Source organism: Duganella caerulea (assembly GCF_040362985.1).
GTDB classification, from domain to species: Bacteria; Pseudomonadota; Gammaproteobacteria; order Burkholderiales; family Burkholderiaceae_D; genus Rugamonas; species Rugamonas vulcania.
The window spans coordinates 46,590-60,288 of the sequence record NZ_BPWJ01000017.1 but is presented as its reverse complement, the minus strand read 5'-3'; the positions used below and the strand labels follow the sequence as shown (position 1 = coordinate 60,288).

14 protein-coding genes are annotated in these 13,699 nt (G+C 69.2%); 8 read left to right on the top strand and 6 right to left on the bottom strand.

What is annotated here, in order from left to right; genetic code table 11:
- Positions 1-3 precede the first annotated feature (3 nt).
- On the bottom strand, positions 4-759 hold the full coding sequence (pssA, locus tag ACUJB0_RS30290; protein ID WP_444848524.1) for a CDP-diacylglycerol--serine O-phosphatidyltransferase: 756 nt from the start codon (positions 757-759) through the stop codon (positions 4-6).
- A 195-nt stretch (positions 760-954) separates the two neighbouring features.
- Between pssA and ACUJB0_RS30285 the strand changes: the two genes are divergently transcribed.
- Together ACUJB0_RS30285 and ACUJB0_RS30280 are read left to right on the top strand one after the other, a co-directional pair.
- Entirely contained in the window at positions 955-1,911 is a 957-nt protein-coding gene (locus ACUJB0_RS30285) for a CAP domain-containing protein (RefSeq protein ID WP_444848509.1), read from the top strand.
- Entirely contained in the window at positions 1,908-2,477 is a 570-nt protein-coding gene (locus ACUJB0_RS30280) for an Hpt domain-containing protein (protein WP_444848508.1), read from the top strand. The genes ACUJB0_RS30285 and ACUJB0_RS30280 overlap by 4 nt, the downstream gene beginning before the upstream one ends.
- Positions 2,478-2,490: 13 nt before the next feature.
- Here ACUJB0_RS30280 and ACUJB0_RS30275 read toward each other — a convergent pair whose 3' ends face one another.
- On the bottom strand, positions 2,491-2,697 hold the full coding sequence (locus ACUJB0_RS30275) for a hypothetical protein (RefSeq protein WP_444848507.1): 207 nt from the start codon (positions 2,695-2,697) through the stop codon (positions 2,491-2,493).
- Positions 2,698-3,028: 331 nt separating this feature from the next.
- On the opposite strand from ACUJB0_RS30275, the gene ACUJB0_RS30270 reads away from it, so the two are divergent.
- The 6 genes from ACUJB0_RS30270 (at position 3,029) to ACUJB0_RS30245 (ending at position 9,856) form a co-directional block, all read left to right on the top strand.
- Entirely contained in the window at positions 3,029-5,209 is a 2,181-nt protein-coding gene (locus ACUJB0_RS30270) for a sensor histidine kinase (RefSeq protein WP_444848506.1), read from the top strand.
- Positions 5,206-5,811, top strand: a complete 606-nt coding sequence (locus ACUJB0_RS30265) for a response regulator transcription factor (protein ID WP_444848505.1) — start codon at positions 5,206-5,208, stop codon at positions 5,809-5,811. The genes ACUJB0_RS30270 and ACUJB0_RS30265 overlap by 4 nt, the downstream gene beginning before the upstream one ends.
- Positions 5,812-5,873: 62 nt before the next feature.
- Positions 5,874-6,275 carry a response regulator transcription factor gene (locus ACUJB0_RS30260; RefSeq protein WP_444848504.1) on the top strand — a complete coding sequence of 134 codons (402 nt, stop codon included), beginning with the start codon at positions 5,874-5,876 and terminating at the stop codon, positions 6,273-6,275.
- Positions 6,272-8,041, top strand: coding sequence for an EAL domain-containing protein (locus ACUJB0_RS30255; protein WP_444848503.1), 1,770 nt, complete (start codon positions 6,272-6,274; stop codon positions 8,039-8,041). Before ACUJB0_RS30260 ends, ACUJB0_RS30255 begins: the two co-directional genes overlap by 4 nt.
- Positions 8,042-8,114: 73 nt before the next feature.
- Positions 8,115-9,104 carry a diguanylate cyclase domain-containing protein gene (locus tag ACUJB0_RS30250; RefSeq protein WP_444848502.1) on the top strand — a complete coding sequence of 330 codons (990 nt, stop codon included), beginning with the start codon at positions 8,115-8,117 and terminating at the stop codon, positions 9,102-9,104.
- Positions 9,104-9,856 carry a hypothetical protein gene (locus tag ACUJB0_RS30245; protein ID WP_444848501.1) on the top strand — a complete coding sequence of 251 codons (753 nt, stop codon included), beginning with the start codon at positions 9,104-9,106 and terminating at the stop codon, positions 9,854-9,856. The genes ACUJB0_RS30250 and ACUJB0_RS30245 overlap by 1 nt, the downstream gene beginning before the upstream one ends.
- Before the next feature lie 89 nt (positions 9,857-9,945).
- Here the strand turns inward: ACUJB0_RS30245 and ACUJB0_RS30240 are convergent, their stop codons facing one another.
- The 4 genes from ACUJB0_RS30240 to mnmE all read right to left on the bottom strand — a co-directional run bounded on the left by ACUJB0_RS30240 (position 9,946) and on the right by mnmE (position 13,673).
- Entirely contained in the window at positions 9,946-10,605 is a 660-nt protein-coding gene (locus ACUJB0_RS30240; protein ID WP_444848500.1) for a glutathione S-transferase family protein, read from the bottom strand.
- A gap of 22 nt (positions 10,606-10,627) precedes the next feature.
- Positions 10,628-11,182: a hypothetical protein gene (locus ACUJB0_RS30235; RefSeq protein WP_444848499.1), complete on the bottom strand. Its 555-nt coding sequence runs from the start codon at positions 11,180-11,182 to the stop codon at positions 10,628-10,630.
- The gene (locus ACUJB0_RS30230; protein ID WP_444848498.1) at positions 11,172-12,164 is read right to left on the bottom strand and encodes a tetratricopeptide repeat protein; all 993 of its coding nucleotides are present in this window, start codon (positions 12,162-12,164) and stop codon (positions 11,172-11,174) included. Before ACUJB0_RS30230 ends, ACUJB0_RS30235 begins: the two co-directional genes overlap by 11 nt.
- Positions 12,165-12,293: 129 nt before the next feature.
- On the bottom strand, positions 12,294-13,673 hold the full coding sequence (gene mnmE, locus ACUJB0_RS30225) for a tRNA uridine-5-carboxymethylaminomethyl(34) synthesis GTPase MnmE (RefSeq protein ID WP_444848497.1): 1,380 nt from the start codon (positions 13,671-13,673) through the stop codon (positions 12,294-12,296).
- Positions 13,674-13,699 lie beyond the last annotated feature (26 nt).

Sequence of the window (13,699 nt, the reverse complement as noted above, 5' to 3'; positions counted from 1 at the left end):
GCGTCAGTCCGGGTAGACCAGCGGCGGCGCGATGCCGCGCCAGCCGCGCTTCCACGCCAGGTTCAGCAGCAGCGTGGCGGCGATGTAGACCGCGAAGAACAGCGCGAAGTACAAGCTGCGCAGCCAGGCCAGCAGGCCCAGGTTCACCAGCAGCACGACCAGCGCGCCCATGCTTTTCTTTTGCTTGGAACTGGGGAAGCGCACGGTCGTCACCATCAGCCCGCCCACAACGAACAGCAGCGCGACGATCAGGCCGCCATGCAGCACCGAGGCCGCCGGGTCCGGCCATGCCACCACCACCGAGGCCACGCAGGCCGCGCCCGCCGTGCTCGGCATGCCGACGAAGTAGCGCGGATCGGTGCGGCCGACATTCACATTGAAACGCGCCAGGCGCAGCGCGCCGCAGGCCACAAAAAAGAAACTGGCGATGCCGCCCACGCGCAGCAGCATCGGATGCTCCACGCCCAGCTGCACGAAGCCGTAGCAATACAACAGCAATGCCGGCGCGCAGCCGAAGTTCATCATGTCGGCGATGGAGTCGAGCTGCATGCCGAAGGCGGACGAGGTGTTGGTGGCGCGCGCCACCAGGCCGTCGAGCGCGTCGAACACGCCGGCCAGCACCAGCAGCACGGCGGCCAGGCGGTAGTCGTGGGCGGAGCCGATCATGGCGTTGTCGACCGAGATGACGATGCTGCCGAAACCGCACGCGATCGACATCAGCGTGACCATGCTGGGCAGGGCGAATTTGGCGCGCTGCACGCGCGCGTGGTGTAATGGCTTCAAATTGGAGGCAATCAAAAAAATACCGCGTGCTTCACGGCGGGCGGCAAAGCGGCAAGCTTACCATTTTAACAGCGCGTCCTGCTGGCTCATACAGGATGCTGCCCAACCGAAATCTGACATAGAATTGGACCAGCCAGCCACAGGCCGGCGCCCCACCGTACAGGAGTTTTCATGGCTATTCACCGACCACGCAGCGCCCTCATGCTTCCCACCCTGCTGCTCGCCATGCTGCTGTCCGCCTGCGGCGGAGGCGGCGGTGGCGGTGCCAGCACCGGCGGCGCCACGCCGCCCGACCTGGCGCAGACGCCGGGCGCGCCCGTCTTCACCGGCAACACCGCGCTGGACGGCTACAACTGGATCAACTACCGGCGCGCCCAGCTCGGCCTGTCCACCTTGACGCGCAACGCCCGCATCGACGCCGCGGCCCAGGGCCATTCCGACTACCAGCGCCTGAACAACACCGTCACCCACGAACAGACGCCCGGCCTGCCCGGCTTCACCGGCGCCACGCTGCTCGATCGCCTGACCAACGCCGGCTACCAGGCCACCAAGCCGTACGCCATCGGCGAGGTCATTTCCGCCACCGGCAACGCTTCCGGCTTCTACCAGGCCGAGGAGCTGATCACCGCGATCTACCACCGCTTCGTGATGTTCGAGCCGGTGTTCAAGGAGGTCGGCACGGGCGCGGCCACCACCAGCGCCAACTACACCTACTTCACCGCCGACCTGACCGCCGTGGCCGGCTACGGCGCCGGCCTGGGCGTCGGCCGCATCGTCAACTACCCGGCCGCCAACCAGACCGGCGTGCCGACCAACTTCTTCAGCGACAGCGAATCGCCCGACCCGGTGCCCAACCAGAACGAGGTGGGCTATCCGATCAGCGTGCACTCGGACACCATCCGCGACGGCGTCGGCATCACCGTGCAAAGCTTCACGGTGGCGCCGCGCGGCGGCGCCGCGCTCAGCGTGCGCCTGCTCAGCCACGCCACCGACAGCAACACCGGCGAGACGGTGGCCGCCATCATCCCGCTGGCGCCGCTCAAGGGCGGCACCGTCTACGACGTCAGCTTCAGCGGCCTGGCGGCCGGCGTGCCGGTCACCCGCAGCTGGTCCTTCACCACCCGATGAACCCGGCCGACGACGAGGTGCTGCACGTGGCCGCCGGCCTGCACCGGCTGATGGGCGACTACACGCTGTACCTGAACATCCTGCGCAGCTTCCGCCAGCGCTACCGTCACGCGGCGGCCGAGGCCGGCGCGGCGCAGGCGTCCGGCGACCGCGACGGCGCGCTGCGCATCGTCCACACGCTCAAGGGCGCGGCCGGCATGATCGGCGCGCAGCAGGTGGTGCGGCTGGCGGCCGCGCTGGAGGCGTCCGGCGGCGACGCGCCATTGGCGCCGCTGGCGCAGGCGATGGAGCGTTTATTGGACGAGACCGGCGCGCTACTGGCGGCCGAGGCGCCGCGCGAGGTGCCGCCCGCGCCGGCGCGGCCGGTGCCGGGTGCGCGCGCGCTGGTGCGGCAGCTGGCGCGCCTGCTCGACGAGGGCGATGGCGCGGCGATCGATGTGCTGGAACAGTCGGCCACGGCGCTGGCGGCCGGGCTGGGCGTGGCGGTGTTCGAACAGGTGACGGCGGCGGCCCACCAGTTCGATTTCGAGACGGCGCTGGCGCGCCTGCGGGCCGGCGCGCCCTGACGTCAGCGGGTAGTCAGCGGGTATATTCCTTTTCCTCGTCGAAGGCGTCGGCGCACTCCTTGTCGCAGAAGCGGCGCACATTGTCCAACGGTTTGTCGCAGTACCAGCAGGCGCCCTTGGGAGGCAGGCTGTGGCGGGTGCGGGCGGCGGTCGCGGCCGCCGTGACGGGCGGCGCGGCGCCGGCGCCGTCGTCCGGTACGCTCTCTTGTGTCGGTTCCACGATCGCCTCCTTTCCAGGCAAAGCACAGGTCAACGTTGCAAGATTACTTCAGCGGAATATCCCACGCATGAGAATTCTCAACCAACCCATGATAGCAGGTTCGGCGTGGCCGTCTCACGCGCCGAAACGCCAAAAAACGACGCCGCGCGGCCCCGCGGCGCCCCCGCAGAATGAGGAAATATTTTTTAATTGAAAAGTCGCCCATGATAGTGAGTTCAACAGACAACATCGCCCCGCGATTCGGTACGGCCGGCGTTGGCACCGGCGGCCGGAGTCCTTACAATCGTTTCATCCCTCCGCCGATCCGACGCCGCCGATAAACCGCCCGCCCATGACACCCGCGCCAGTCCCGCCCCGGCCCCACGCTCCCGGCGTGCGCGCCAGCCTGGCGCTGCTGGTGCTCGCCTGCGTGCTGCCGGTGGCGATGGTGGCCGCCATCCTGATCGTCAACTTCTACCACCGGGAGCGCGCCCAGCTGATCGACAACACCGTGGCGCGCGCCCACGCCATCATCGCCGCCACCGACCGCGACATCGCGGCCACCCAGCTGGCCCTGCAGATCCTCAGCACCTCCACGCTGCTGCGCGACGGCGACCTGGCCGGCTTCCACCAGCGCGCCACCGGCCTGGTCGGGCAGCTCGGCGCCGACAGCATCGTGCTGCTCGACACCGACGGCACCCTGCTGCTGTCGACCCGCCGACCCTACGGCGCGCCGCTGGCGCGGCTGGGACGGGCGCCGCTGCTGCAGCGCATCCTGGCCAACGGCCAGCCGGGCGTGTCCGACATGTTCACCGGCCCGCTCAACGGCAAGCCCATCTTCAGCATCGGCGTGCCGGTGCGGCGCGACGGCGCCATCGTCATGACGCTCAACGCCATCTACACGCCGGAGCGCCTGCTGCACGTGCTGGGCGAGCAGCAACTGCCGGCCCACTGGCGCGCCAGCATCCTCGACACCGGCGGCCGGGTGGCCACCCGCAGCCACGAGCTGGCCACCTATGCCGGCCAGCAGGTCAGCCCCGCGCTGCGCCGGCAGCTGACCGGCGCCAGCGAGGCCGGCATGGACTCGCGCACGCTGGACGGCGAGGATGTGTACGTGGTCTACAGCCGCTCGCCGCGCACCGGCTGGAGCGCCGTGCTGGGCATCCCGCGCGCGGAGCTGACCGCCCGGCTGACCGGCACGCTGACCTGGCTGGTGTCGGCCGCCGCCGCCGCGCTGGCCGCCGGCCTGGGCCTGGCGTGGCTGCTGGGCGGACGCATCGCCCGCTCGGTGCAGGCGCTGGTGGCGCCGGCGCGCGCGGTCGGCGCCGGCGGCATCCCGGCCATCCCGCCGCTGCACTTCCGCGAGGCCAACCAGCTGGGCAACGCGCTGCGCGAGGCCGCGCTCGGCATGCAGCGGGCCCGCTCCGGCATGCGCGAAAGCGAACAGCAACTGGCGCTGGCGGCCAACGCCGCCCACCTCGGCATCTGGACGCGCGAGCTGCGCGGCGACGTCATCTGGGCCTCGGACCAGTGGCGCGCGCTGTTCGGCTTTGACGCCAACCAGCCGCTGACCCTGGACGCGCTGCTGGCCAGGGTGCATCCGGACGACCGCGCCGCCGTGCAGCGCACGCTGCAGGACACGCTGCACGGCACGCCGCGCTACGACATGGAATACCGGCTGCTGCCGGCCGGCGGCGCGCCGCGCTGGATCTCCTCGCACGGCAGCGTCGAGTTCGACGAGCAGGGGCAGCCGCTGCGCGTGCGCGGCGTCTCGCTCGACATCACGGCGCGCAAGCAGGCCGAGCTCGATCTGCTGCAAAAGCAGAAGGAGGTCACCCACCTGGCGCGGGTGGCCATGCTGGGCGAGCTGTCGGGCGCGCTGGCGCACGAGCTGAACCAGCCGCTCACGGCCATCCTCAGCAACGCCCAGGCGGCCCGGCGCTTCCTGGCCCAGCCGGAGCCCGACGTGGCCGAGGTGGCCGAGATCCTGATCGACATCGTGGCCGAGGACAAGCGCGCCGGCGACATCATCCAGCGCCTGCGCCGCCTGTTCGGCAAGCAGGACATGCCGCGCCAGCGGCTCGACGCGCGCGAGCTGGCGGACGGCGTGATCCGCCTGGTGCGCAACGACCTGATCCAGCATGGCCTGTCGGTGCGCGCCGAGCTGGACGACAAACCGCTGGCCATCCTGGCCGACCCGGTGCAGCTGCAGCAGGTGCTGATCAACCTGCTGATGAACGCCTGCGACGCCCAGGCCGCGCCGCCGGCCTCGGACGGCGTGATCGTGCTGCGCTGCGCACGCGACGGCGACGCCGCGCTGTTCAGCGTGATCGACCACGGCACCGGCATCGCGCCCGACCTGCTGCCGCGCATCTTCGACCCGTTCACCACCACCAAGGTGCGCGGCATGGGGCTGGGGTTGTCGATCTGCCGCAGCATCGCCGCCGCCCACCAAGGCACGCTGTGGGCGCACAACAACCCGGACGGCGGCGCCAGCTTCCACCTGCGCCTGCCGCTGGCGGAAGCGCCATGAGCGGCCTGGTCCATCTGGTCGACGACCAGCCGGCCGTGCTGAAGGCGCTGGCGCGGCTGCTGGGCGCGGCCGGCTACACGGTGCGCGCCTACGCCGGCGCCCGGGACTTCCTCGACGCGCTGGAGGACGGCGCCGACGGCTGCCTGGTGCTGGACCTGTCCATGCCCGGCATGGACGGGCTGGCGCTGCAGCAGGCGCTGGCGGCGCGCGCACCGCAGCTGCCCATCATCTTCCTGACCGGCCACGGCGACATCGACAGCGGCGTGCGGGCGATGAAGCTGGGCGCGGCCGATTTCCTGACCAAGCCGGTCGACGATGCGCGCCTGATCGCCGCCATCGAGGCCGCGCTGGAACAACAGCGCCAGCTGCGCGGCGCCGATGCCGAGCTGGCCGCCATCCGCGCGCGGCTGGCCACGCTGACGCCGCGCGAGACCGAGGTGCTGGAGCTGCTGGTGGAAGGCCTGCTGAACAAGCAGGTGGCGGCCGCGCTGGGCACGGCGGAGAAGACCGTCAAGGTGCACCGCGCGCGCGTGATGGCGAAGATGCAAGTGCGCTCGCCAACCGCGCTGGTGCGCCTGGTCGACCGCGCGCGCCGCGGCTGATCCGCAACCTGTTGGCCCAAGGTCCAATAGCCGCGCGGCGGCCGGCGGGCTATCGTGGCCGCATGGATACCTCTCTTCCCTGGGTGGCGGTGGTCGACGACGACGAGGCGGTGCGGCGCGCGCTGCAGCGGCTGCTGCGCTCGGTCGGCATCGCGGCGCGGGCCTACGCAGGCGGCGCCGACTTCCTGGCCGCGCTGGACGATGGCCATCCCTGCTGCGTAGTGCTGGACGTGCACATGACGGGCCTGTCCGGGCTGGAGGTGCAGGCGCGGCTGGCCACGCTGGCGCCCGCGATTGGCGTGATCATCATCACCGGCCACCAGACCGACGCCGAGCAGGCGCAGGCGCAACTGCACCGGCCGCTGGCCTACCTGAGCAAACCCGTCGACGACCAGGCCATCCTGGACGCCATCGGCATGGCCTGCGCCAAGCCGTCATCCGCCACCGGAGGCCCGCCCCCATGATCCCGTCTCCCCCAACGCCGGCGCAGCCGCCGGCCGGCGCCGGCCACGACAGCCTGACCGGGCTGCCGAACCGCCAGCTGTTCACCCACACCCTGGCGCGCCAGCTGCCGGCCGCCTGGCCGCGCGCCAGCGCCCTGCTGCTGATCGACCTGGACGGTTTCAGCGCCATCAACGGCCTGCACGGCCACGTTGCCGGCGACGCCGTGCTGCGCCAGTTCGCCCGGCGCCTGAACCTGCTGGCGCCGGCGCGCGCGGCCATCGGCCGGCTCGGCAACGACGAGTTCGCGCTGCTGCTGCCGGCATTGGCGCAGTTGCGGCAGGCCGGCGAGCTCGCCGAGCTGATCCGCACCGCGCTGCACCAGCCCTTCGACCTGCCCGGCGGACCGGCCACGCTGACGGCCTGCATCGGCATCGCCGCCTGCCCGGCCGACACCGACGACGTCGCCACGCTGCTGCGCTACGCCGGCCTGGCGTTGCAGCAGGCCAGGCAGGCCGGCGTCGACCGCTGCTGCCATTTCACCGAGGCCATGCAACGCGGCGCCGGCGGCCATCACCAGCTGGAACACGCGCTGCGCCACGCCTGCGCCCAGGGCGAGTTCGAGCTGTACTACCAGCCCAAGGTGCGCATCGACAGCGGCCGCATCACCGGCGCCGAGGCGCTGCTGCGCTGGAACCGGCCCGGCCACGGCCAGGTGGCGCCGTCCGAATTCCTCCCGCTGCTCGAGCGCAGCGGCCTGATCGTGGCGGTCGGCGCCTGGGCCATCGACCAGGCCTGCCGCCAGATCGCCGCCTGGGCCGCGCTGGGCGAGCGCCCGCTGGGGATCGCGGTCAACGTCGCCAGCCGCCAGTTCGCCGACACCCGGCTGGAGGAGACCGTGGCCCAGGCCATTGCCCGCCACGGCATCGCCCCCGGCCTGCTGACGCTGGAGGTGACCGAGAGCGCCATGATGGACGACCCCGGCCGCACCGCCGCCACGCTGGCCGCGTTGCGCGCGATGGGCGTGCGCATCGCCATCGACGACTTCGGCACCGGCTACTCCAGCCTGGCCTACCTGAAGCGCTTCCCGGTCGACGCGCTGAAGATCGACATCTCCTTCATCCGCGACGTCACCAGCAATCCGGAAGACGCCGCCGTGGTCGACGCCATCATCGGCATGGCGCACAGCCTGAAGCTGGAAGTGGTGGCCGAGGGCGTGGAGACCGAGGCCCAGCTGGCCTACCTGGGGCGCCAGCGCTGCGACCAGATCCAGGGCTACCACTACAGCCGCCCGCTGCCGGCCGGGCAACTGGAATGCCTGCTGCGCGACGACGTGCGCCTGGGCGTGCCGGAGGGCGTCGGCGCCGCTGCCGAGCGCACGCTGCTGATCATCGACGACGAGCCCAACGTGCTGAGCGCGCTACAGCGCCTGCTGCGCGCGGACGGCTACCGGGTGTTCGCCGCCAACGGCGCGGCCCAGGCCCTGGCGCTGCTGGCGCAACATCCAGTGCAGTTGATCCTGTGCGACCAGCACATGGCGGAAATGCGCGGCACCGAGCTGCTCGACCAGGTCCAGCGGATGTATCCGGACACCTTCCGCATCATCCTGTCCGGCCACACCGAGCTGGGCGCCATCATGGAGGCGGTCCACCGTGGCGCCCTGTACCGCTTCTACACCAAGCCCTGGGACAACCGCACGCTGCGCGAGAACATCCGCGCCGCCTTCCGCCACTACTGGCAGCTGCACGGCCTGGCCGAGCCGGCGCCGCCGCTGCCGGCGGGCGGCTGACCCGCTCCCCCGCGCGGCGCGGCTGCGCTTATAATCGCAGGGTCACTCCACGGTCACGCCAGGAAGAGAGCCCATGCAAGCAAAGCCCACCGCCACCCCGCCGGCCGCCGGCAGCCACACCCACCTGTCCGCGCGCGTGCTCGGGCTGGCCAACCTGGGCCTGATGGTGCTCGACGCCGACGGCCGCATCGTCATGTGGAACCAGTGGCTGGCCAGCCACTCCGGCCTGTCCGCCCAGCGCGTGCAGGGCAGCGACCTGTTCGACCTGTTCCCCGAGCTGCGCGGCCAGCGCCTGGAGCAGGCGGTGCAGAGCGCGATGCAGAGCAAGCTGCCGCAACAGCTGTCGCCGGCGCTGAACCGCTCGCCCTTCCCGCTGTACCCGGCCGGCACCTGGGGCGGCGAACGTGTCGAGCAGGCGGTGTCGGTGACACCCTTCACCGAGGGCAAGGAGCGCTTCTGCCTGATCGAGGTCAGCGACATCAGCACCACCGTCGGCCGCGAGCGCCAGCTGCGCGGCCAGGCCGAGGCGCTGCGCGCGCAATCGTACGTGGACGGCCTGACCGGCATCGCCAACCGCCGCCACTTCGACGTCGCGCTGGACCGCGAACTGCGCCGTGCCCAGCGCAACAACAGCCAGCTGTCGCTGCTGCTGATGGACATCGATTCCTTCAAGGCCTACAACGACCACTTCGGCCACCAGCAGGGCGACGCCTGCCTGACGCTGGTGGCGGAAGCCTTCGCCGCGATGCTGCAGCGTCCGGCCGACCTGGCCGCGCGCTACGGCGGCGAGGAATTCGCCGCCGTGCTGCCGGACACCGGCCCCGAGCAGGCGGCCCAGCACGCCGAGGCGATCCGCGCCCGCATCGCCGCGCTGGAGATCACCCACGCGCCGGCCGCCACCCGTCCGCACGTGACGATGAGCATTGGCGTGGCCAGCTACGACAAGGACCGCCTGTGCGACGCCGCCACCATGCTGGCCGCCGCCGACGCCTGCCTGTACGCCGCCAAGCACGCCGGCCGCGACTGCGTGATCGTCCACAAGCCCGCCGAGCAGGCGGCTTGATGCTGGATGCGCTGTCGTCCAACTGGTCCGCGCTGCTGAGCAGTGCCATCGGCAACCGCGTCGGCGACATGCTGCTCAAGTCGCTGTGGTGGGTGCCGGTGTTCGCGCTGCTGGGCTTTGTCATCGCGATCGTGGTGATCGTCGTGCTGGCGCGCAAGCGGCTGATGGTGCGCGAGCACCGCGTCTGGAACGTGTTCGCCAAGCTCAGTTATCTGGTGATCCTGGTGGGCGTCATGTTCGCCACCGTCACCATCGGCGTGCTGCGCCACCAGCAGAACCAGCTCGACGCGGTGATGGAAACCGAAGTGCTGCCGGCGATGGAGAACAACATGCCCACCGTGCGCACCTATCTGTTCGCGGCGATCCAGGAGCATCAGATCCGCACCAGGGTGACGCGCGAACTGCTGGTCATGCTGGTGCTCAGGGACCTGCGCTACGTCCCGCACGACGACGGACTGTGGGAGCGTCTGAAGGCGCGCGGCATCAACAAGGTGCTGGCGGAACTGCGGGCCGCCGCCTCGGGCGGCCCGATCATCGGCCTGGACGAGGCCAACTCGACCCCGGCCAAGCTGGTCGACTCGCTGCCGCGCTTCATCGTGGGCAAGGCGGTCGACAGCATCGACCACCTGTTCCACGGCATGTACCTGAGCATCGCCATGCTCTTCCTTGGCCTCGGCGCGCTAGTGGCCGGCGAAATCCTGCTGTACTTCAAATGGTATCTTCCCCGGCAAAACCGCCCCCGAGGCGCATAAACTGCATGCATGCCTGCCATTCGGCGCCAGGACGTTTAATGCATTAGCTGGAGTTATGCATACCATGCAGATGTTTCATTTGTCACCAGTTAGAGCTCGGTAGCGGGCCGCAGCGGTACGCCCTGCGCCGATGCGGCGGCACGTTCCGCCGCCTGCGCGCGCAGGAAGGCGGGACGCTGGCGTAGCCGCTGCCAGTAGGCGGCGACGGCCGGCGTGAATGACGTATGCAGTCCCAGCTGCTCGGCCAGCAGCAGCGCGTAGCCGACCGAGACGTCGGCCGCCGTGAAGCGGCCCGCGCACAGGAACTCGTGTTGCTCCAGGCGCGGCGTCAGCGTTTTCAGGCGCGACAGGAACCAGCGCGAATAGTCTTCCACCACTTGCGGCTGCAGGCGCTCCGGCGATTCGAAGCGGCTGTAGCGCAGCACCAGCGTTTGCGGGAAAGTCAGCGTGGCTTCGCCGAAGTGCAGAGCGTTCAACCACGCGCCGTAGTCCGCCTCGTCCAGCGCGACGTTCAGCCGCGCGGCCGGATGGCGTTCGGCCAGGTATTGGCAGATCGCCGCCGATTCCGTCATCCGCATGTCGCCGTCGAAGAAGGCCGGCACGGTGCCGCAGGGATTGATGTCGAGGTAGGACTTGTCGTGCACGCGCGGCGGGAAGGCCTGCATGCGCAGTTCGTAAGGCAGCCCCAGTTCCTCCAACATCCACAGCGGACGGAAGGAACGCGCGGCAATGCTGTGATAGAGAATCATGGTGCGCCTTTTTAAAGATCCATCAAGGTTTGGGGCAACTGAGGATTACCTCGGCTTCAACTGGCACGGCCTGCTCTGGCTGGGTCACGTCGGTGATCGTCTGCTCGCAACCGCTGCTGATAAAATTGAACATGACCTGGTATCGGTGCTGCGATTGCGGCGTGAAGCGAAGCGTCCGCGGGCCGCAGGAGCCGCTGCTGCGGAACGGTCCGTTGGATGAGCTGTACGACGAGTAGCCGCGAATCTGCAGCGGCTCATCGGCTTTCACTCCAGTCTCGATCTCCGGAAGCGCATTTGCCACGGTGCGATTGCTCTTCTCTACCATCTTCGCGATGAAGCCCAACAGCTTCTTGCGCAACAGCTCCGCAGCATAAACCCTCCCGACCGGTACCATGCCCTTGCAGGCTTCCGCCTCGGTGCTGTTGGCGAAGTCCACGATCATGCCATCCCCATCCGATTTGTAGTTGATGGCGGCGCGGCCCTCTTCCAGCGCCCGTGGCGCCACCGCTTCATCGGCGGCATGGCACAGGGAAAAAGTGCAGAACAGGGCGGCGCCCAGCCTGGCGCTACTCCGCATCCGCTTCCTCCAGCGGCGCGGACTGCGCGCGCATCTGCTGAAACACTTGTGCGAACTGATCCAGGTGCTGCTTGATGGGCGGGAAGCCCAGCGCGCACATGCGGTCAAGCAGCGCCTCGCCCTCCTCCACCTTGCCGAGCGCCTGGCAGGCGCGCAGCAGGTTGAGGCCGGCCATCGGATCGTGGTGATGCTCGTCGAAGGCCGGGGCGATCAGTTCCAATATCAGCGGGATTTGGCCGCTGCTGCCCATGTCGCTGGACATCATCGTCAACGCGGCGCGGTCGTAGCGGCCGCCTTGCAGTACTTGCTCGTACAGCGCGCGCGCCGCAGCGAATTCCTCTTTTTCCAGATGATGGCGCGCCAGCCACAATTGCGGGCACCAGCTGCCCGGCAAGGCGGCGGCGGTTTGCAGCGCTTTCAGATAGGCGGGCTCGCCATCGCGCTCCCGCTGGATCGACGCCCACCACATCAAGCCGTTTTCCTGGTTCGGATCGGCCTGGACCGCGCGCCACAGCGTTTCATCCGCCAGCGCCTCGTCGCCCCGTTCGGCCTGCACCTTGGCCAGATTGGTCAGCAGCGTGCCGGACTCGCCGACCTTCTCGATGCCGGCGCGCAGCGTGGCTTCGGCCGCGTCGAACTGGCCGTTCCTCAACAGCACGATGCCCAGCATGGTGTGGCCGCGTTCGGGCATGGTCTCGATTTCCAGCAAGCGCTGCGCGGCGCGCTGCAGATCGGCAGGGAAGCCGTCGTCGAGGCCGGAGAATATCAATCGGTAGAGTTCGTCGGGGTCGTTCCAATTCTGCTTCAGGCTAGGCAGGAATATCCTGTCGTGCCACTCGTTGCGCGTGATGTTCAGTTCGTGTCCGTAGGCGTCATAGACGGTGATCATTTCCTTGCCGCCCGGACGGGCTTCTGTCACTGGTGGGGAATCGGAAGCTTCGGTTTTTTTACCGGACAGGGCGGACAGGAGGCGTTTGAACATGGAGGGGCGTTTCTTGAGTGGAGTCTTGGCCGTATTATAGGAAAGTCAACAACTCGAAGTCTATCGAATTCTCGCAACCGTGCGGCGACCGGCGTGGCGGGTCGCCATGTCGATCGCATTGCACGCCACTTATTTCCCGATACAGAAACGGGAGAAGATCACACCCAGCAGGTCGTCCGACGAGAAGGCGCCGGTGATGCTGGAGAGCTGCACCTGCGCCAGCCGCAGCTCTTCCGCGAACAGGTCCAGCGACTGGTCGTTCTGCGCCGCGTGCTCGCCGGCGCGCGCCAGGTGGGCGCCTGCGTTCTTCAGCGCGATCAGGTGACGCTCGCGTGCCAGGTACAGCGATTCCCCAGTCTGCTGCCAGCCGGCGATGCGCAGCAGCTCGGCGCGCAGCAAGTCGATGCCGATGTGCTCGTGCGCGGACAGGTAGACGTGCGTGGCATCCTCCATCGGATCGACGCCCGGCTTGTGGCCCGACAGGTCGATCTTGTTCCAGATGCGCAGCACCGGCACGCCGGCCGGGAAGGCGGCGACGATGCCCTCGTCCGCGCGCGACGGGCCGTGGTCGGCGTCCAGCAGGTGCAGGATGACGTCGGCCTTGCCGACCTCGCCCCAGGTGCGCTCGATGCCGATGCGCTCGACCACGTCCACGCCGTCGTCGATCGCGCGGATGCCGGCGGTGTCGATGATGTTTAGAGGTATACCTTCAATCTGGATGGTCTCGGTGACTTTGTCGCGCGTGGTGCCGGCGATCGGCGTGACGATGGCCACGTCCGTGCCCGCCAGCGCGTTCAGCAGCGACGATTTGCCGACGTTGGGCTGGCCGACCAGTACCACGTTCAAGCCTTCACGCAGCAGCGCGCCTTGCGAGGCCTGCTTGAACACCTGCTCCAGCGCCTCGACGATGCCGGCCAGCTGGCCGCGCGCGTCGGATTTTTCCAGGAAGTCGATCTCCTCTTCAGGGAAGTCCAGCGTGGCTTCGACCAGCATGCGCAAGCCGGTCACGCCGTCCACCAGCGCGTTCACGGTCTTCGAGAACGCGCCCGACAGCGATTGCGACGCCGACTTGGCGGCCGCTTCGGTGGAGGCGTCGATCAGGTCGGCCACGGCCTCGGCCTGGGCCAGGTCGAGCTTGTCGTTGAGGTAGGCGCGACGCGTGAACTCGCCCGGCTCGGCCAGCCGCAGGCCCATCTCGGCGCCCGCCTCCAGCACACGCGCCAGCAGCAGCTGCAGCACGATGGGGCCGCCGTGGCCCTGCAGTTCCAGCACGTCTTCCCCGGTGTAGGAATGCGGTCCCTTGAACCAGATGGCGATGCCCTGGTCGATCAACGCGCCGTCGGCCTGCTTGAACGGGATGTAGGTGGCGTGGCGCGGCTGCAAAGCGGTGGCGCCAAACAGCGCGGTGATCAGCGGCTGCAGGTGCTTGCCGGAGGCGCGGACCACGCCGATGCCGCCGCGCCCCGGTGCGGTGGCGATGGCGGCGATGGGGGAAGAGTCGATGTTCATAAGGGCAATTGTAAGGTAAAAAAAAG